The 5,215-nt window shown below is 39.8% G+C and carries 5 protein-coding genes; 4 read left to right on the top strand and 1 reads right to left on the bottom strand.

Going from position 1 to position 5,215, the window contains the following annotated elements:
- The coding region (locus ACR2F3_RS14280; RefSeq protein ID WP_432710653.1) for a GNAT family N-acetyltransferase at nt 1-191 on the top strand (191 nt) is incomplete at its 5' end.
- 19 nt (nt 192-210) lie between these two features.
- Here the strand turns inward: ACR2F3_RS14280 and ACR2F3_RS14285 are convergent.
- A complete protein-coding gene (locus tag ACR2F3_RS14285; protein ID WP_432710654.1) occupies nt 211-1,530 on the bottom strand; it encodes a serine hydrolase domain-containing protein in 1,320 nt (439 codons plus the stop codon).
- Between the two features lie 239 nt (nt 1,531-1,769).
- On the opposite strand from ACR2F3_RS14285, the gene ACR2F3_RS14290 reads away from it, so the two are divergent.
- The 3 genes from ACR2F3_RS14290 to ACR2F3_RS14300 all read left to right on the top strand — a co-directional run.
- The gene (locus ACR2F3_RS14290) at nt 1,770-2,714 is read left to right on the top strand and encodes a M20/M25/M40 family metallo-hydrolase (RefSeq protein ID WP_432710655.1); all 945 of its coding nucleotides are present in this window, start codon (nt 1,770-1,772) and stop codon (nt 2,712-2,714) included.
- Nucleotides 2,715-2,736: 22 nt separating this feature from the next.
- Complete coding sequence (locus ACR2F3_RS14295; RefSeq protein ID WP_432710656.1) at nt 2,737-4,614, top strand: alpha-L-fucosidase; 1,878 nt, start codon at nt 2,737-2,739, stop codon at nt 4,612-4,614.
- A gap of 148 nt (nt 4,615-4,762) precedes the next feature.
- A partial coding sequence (locus ACR2F3_RS14300; RefSeq protein WP_432710657.1) for a CHAD domain-containing protein occupies nt 4,763-5,215 on the top strand: 453 nt, incomplete at its 3' end.

The following is a 5,215-nucleotide window of genomic DNA, read 5'->3' on the forward strand; positions in this document are numbered from 1 at the left end:
CGGGAACAGATACGATTATCATTGACCATACCGAAGTTGAACCAGAGTACAACGGTAAAGGTGTTGGTAAGCAAATGCTTTTTAAAATTGTGGAAATGGCAAGAGACAAAAATATTAAGATTATTCCCTTATGTCCGTTTGCGGCGAATATGTTCAAAAAAATAGATGTTATAAAGGACGTGTTAAAATAAGCGTTTAGAATTTACCTTTTTATTTTTTTCTAAGAAAATAACTTGTTAACGCTTTATAAGCTGGTAGCGAATAAGGATCGTTTGCTTGATTTGGAGCAAACGGATTCGATGCAAACCGTACTATGACCATTTTTGCGACTGGATCTACATAGATTGTTTGTCCGTAAACACCCCGGGCAGTAATAGCCCCGTCCTTGTTATCTGTAACCCACCACATATCTGTGTAACTCCAATTTTTCAAATTAGTGTATCCTGCTTTCGCAAATGCTTCCCGGTTTCCGCCTGCGCGAAACTGTTCTACAACTTTAGCTGGAAGTATCTGTTTACCGTTGAAGAATCCTTTGTTGCTTACCATTTCACCAAACATTGCCAAATCCCTTAAATTGACATTAAATCCTCCTCCAGCGAAAGCAATACCTGAACCGTCTACCTGGTAATATCCATCGTGGTGTGTACCTAGAGGTTTCCAAAATCTTTCTGAAATGAGCTCTGGAATGCTTTTTCCAGTAACACGGCTAATGACCCACCCCATGGCGTCGGTATTAATCGTCTTATAAGCAAATACCTTCCCATGTGTTCCTGCTTTTTTAACAGTTTCCAAATATTCATAATAGTTTTCCGGTCCTTTATATCCAGCCGGCTTTGGAAAAGGATTTCCAGCAGCCGAATACGCCCATATATCTGATTTAGGGTTGTTATAATCTTCGTCATATTGCAGGGCCGTTGTCATATCAAGGATTTGGCGGAGTGTTGCGTCACCAAACGCTGATTTTTTTAATTCAGGTACATAATCACCGGCTGTTTTATTTTCATCAAGCACGCCTTCTGCAATTAGCAAAGCACCTAATGTGCCGGTAAAGGTTTTGCTAACAGACATTAATGCATGGGTTCCATCGGGTGCTAACCCTCCGAAATAGTTTTCGTACACAATTTTCCCTTTGTGTAATACGATAACACCGTCTGCATAAACTTTATCTAATGATTCTCTCCAAGTAATTTTTTCGTTTGTACCCATAACAGTAAACGTAATATTGTCTATTGCTTTATCAAGGTCAACGGTAAAGTTATACCGATTGGTTTGTGCCGCTAGAACTACAGTAGTAGGAAGAAATTGTCTCATGTGATTAACGCTGTAACGCGATGCGGGAAATTTAAAGAAACTGCCATCTGCTGCAGAAATGATCTTGTCTTTGGGAGGTGGAAACCCTTGCATCCAACCCATTTTAATAGGGTTAGATTCTTCCGCAGTCGGATAATTTTTTAAAAGCTTCAAGTAATCTTGTGCAATCACAGGTTGTATCAATACCATTAATGCCAGAAATAATATGTACTTTTTCATAACTGTTAAATTAAATTCGAATACCAACAACTTATTGATATTCAACTTTATAACACAACAATTAGCGTTCTTTTTTGTGTGGTTAATTAGGTTCGTATTTATACGTGTATTTAATGTATTGTAAATATACCGGTATATCACGATGTCGTTTTCATCGGCTAACTTTATTAGATATATAAATAAATTCTTTCTTTTCTATATTTTAGGCATGTATTCTTATTTGTTAATGTTATCGATCCATGAAATATATTATTGCACTCCTCTTTTTAGTTGCCGGCCTAAATTCTTATGCTCAGGAAATTGAGACAGAAAATCTCAAAAAACATGTTTATTTCTTAGCTAACGACAAGATGAAAGGGCGGGGGACTGGGAGCAAGCAAAACCTGAAAGCCGCTAAATATATTGAACGAAAATTCAAGTCCTATAAGTTGAAGCCACTGGGTGAAAAAGGGTATTTTCAAGAATTCGATGCAAAGGTCCGAAAGGTAAAAGTTCAGGATAGCATAAGGCTTGCAAGAAATGTAATCGGCTTTCTGGATAATCAGGCATCAAAGACAATCATTATTGGCGCGCATTATGACCATATAGGGGAGGGAAAACAAGGAAGTTCATTGGCTGATAATAGCTATGGAATGATCCATAACGGTGCTGATGATAATGCTTCTGGTATAGCTGGTTTATTGGAACTTGCCCGTGTGTATAGTGAGAATAAAATAAAAGAACCTGTTAATTTTTTATTCATCGCCTTTGGTGCAGAGGAATTAGGACTCGTTGGTTCCCGCTATTTTGTTAACCATCCCACTTACGATTTAAAACATATCCATTGGATGTTAAACATGGATATGATTGGCCGATTGAACAAGGAATCAGGCGTCTCAATTATTGGTTTTGGCACCTCACCTGCTTTTGAAACCATCTTTAAAGGCATCAATCCTGAACAATTTGTGAAATATTATACGGGCTATGAAGGGCGTGGGGGGTCGGATCAGACTTCCTTTTACGAAAAGGATATTCCGGTGTTGTTTTTCCATACCGGTGGGCATCCCGATTATCACAGGCCTACAGATGATGCAGACAAAGTTGATTACCAATCCTTAAAAGGAATTTTAAACCTTGAACGAGCAATTATTGATGGCAGTTTCGACATAGAGGTGATGCCATTTAGGAATACAGATAAAAAGTAGCAGCATAACCTATTCAGTAACCATGTATAGATCCTTACCAAACCGAACCTTGCTTTTATTAATCTTATTGACGCCTTTTTGCAAATTGTCTGCCCAGACTATAAAGGAGTTTGCTGCTAAAGAGAATCCCGCTGCGAAGGCAAAAAAAATGGCGTGGTTTAAAGATGCTAAACTTGGTATTTTTATTCATTGGGGAATTTATTCGGTAAACGGTGTTTCAGAGTCCTGGTCATTCTTCAATAACTACCTGAGCCATAATAATTACATGAAGCAGCTTGAGGGCTTAAACGCAGCAAACTACAATCCGCAGAAGTGGGTGAAGCTAATTAAGGAAAGTGGTGCAAAGTATGCGGTAATGACCAGCAAACATCATGATGGGGTTTCCTTATGGGATACAAAAGCAATAAACCCGATTACCACTTTAAAACACAGTGCAGCTAAGAAAGACCTGCTTAGTCCTTTCGTGGCTGAACTAAAAAAATCTGGGTTAAAAACAGGTATCTACTTCTCCCTGCCAGACTGGAGCCATCCTGATTACGATGTGTTTACCAGGGAGCGCAAACGATACACCTTAGCTGAATCTCCTGAACGGTGGAACACCTTCATGACTTACTTCCATACACAGCTTGATGAAATATCTACCAATTTTAAACCCGACCTCTTATGGTTCGATGGAGATTGGGAGCATAGTGCTGAAGAATGGCAAAGTGCTAAAGTATTGAGCAACCTAAAAAAATACAATCCTAATATCATTATCAACTCGCGCTTAAACCATCATGGGGATTATGAAACGCCTGAACAAGGGATTCCTGTGTTAAAACCAGAGAATGAGTTTTGGGAACTGTGTTATACGATGAATGATTCATGGGGATATCAGCCTTATGATCAAAAATACAAATCACCCAACATGATCATCAGAACGCTGGTAGATTGCATCAGTATGGGTGGTAACTTATTGCTTGATATTGGCCCTAAAGCTGATGGCACCATTCCAGAGGAGCAAGTGAACATCCTTAAACAACTGGGCCGCTGGACAAACAAACATGCCGAAGCCATATATGGTACCAGGGCGGGTATTGCTGCCTCACATTTTAGCGGGAAAACAGCCTTATCTCCAGATAAAAAGACACTTTATCTTTATGCCGACTGGGCTTCAAATAGTAACGAAGACTGGCTGTTAAAGAATATTAAATCACAACCTATGAGTGCTAAGGTGGTGGGTGGTAATATGACAGTAACCTTTAGCAGCGTAGAGAATGACCTGTTATTTAAAATCCCTTCTGCTGCGGTAGACCAGGATGTAACCGTTATTGCGGTAAAATTTGACCAGCCGATTCAATTACACAAGCCCTCGAGCTTAAATATCAGTGTTGCAGCACTGAAAGATAAGGGTATCGCTGATCAGCTTAAACTTAAAAAACTGGCTAATGCAGTGCACGCTGGCAATAATCCTTTCCTGAACACCACGCTAGCTGTAGATGGGATAGGTTTGGAAAAAGAGAAAAATTCACTCGCTTCGGGAGTTTATAATTGGATCACAAAGCATGCGGAAGCACTCTATAAAACCGGCAAGGGTCTACCTGAAGGGCATTACCAGGGTGCTAGTGCCTTATCGGCCGACAAGCAAACCTTGTTTCTTTTTGTAGATGGAATTCCGACCGGGCCAATCGCCTTAAAAGGTATTAAAAACAAGATCAGCAGGATCAGGATTGTTGGGGAAGGTACAATGATCGAACCTCAGCTGTTTAATAAACTTTACTGGAGTGCTGTGCCGGGCATTGTTTATATTCCAATACCTGAAGACCGGCTGGATAAACAGCTCACTGTTATTGCGGTCTTGCTGGATGGGCCTTTAGACTTGTATCGGGAGAAAGTAGGCGCTATAGAAAGTAATTTATAGCATCGCTTTCTTAGAAAGAATTTTATGGAGTGCATTTTCAAATCGACGTAAGTCCAATTAAGAACCTAAACCATTTAATTGCTGTGGTGTTATTTAAATAGCCCATGTTGCGCTAAAATGACCCATGGGGCTATTATTAATAATGGTCATGCGAAAGAAGAAAATTAAAATTCAGGTCAAAAAAGAAGGCAAAGCGGCTAAGCGCTCGTTACGGGGTTTTATGAAAAATGGCGATCAGGACCAGCTGCATAAGTTTAGGGTCGGTATTAAGAAGTTGCGTGCAGTGGCGACGCTGGTCGAGCAAACCACCTCACTGAATCATGTTCGCAATGGCCTAAGACCAGTGAAAGAAACCTATCAGCTCAGCGGTAAAGTGAGAGATAGTTACCTCCATGTGAAATTGGCTAAAACAGTATCGGCAGATAAGGTATACCTCTCTTCTGAAAAGCTCGTGATGAAAAAGGTGACAAAAAAATTGTACAGAGAAAGGAGCCTTCATTTTAAAAAGTTACGCCGTTCAATCGGTGGTTTGCTTAAACGCGTCCCAAAGGTTAAAAATAAAAACGCCAGTCTATTTTATGATATGGAGCTTCGTAGTATA

Origin of the sequence: Pedobacter sp. (genome assembly GCF_045627485.1) — a bacterium.
In the GTDB taxonomy this organism is placed as follows: Bacteria; Bacteroidota; Bacteroidia; order Sphingobacteriales; family Sphingobacteriaceae; genus Pedobacter.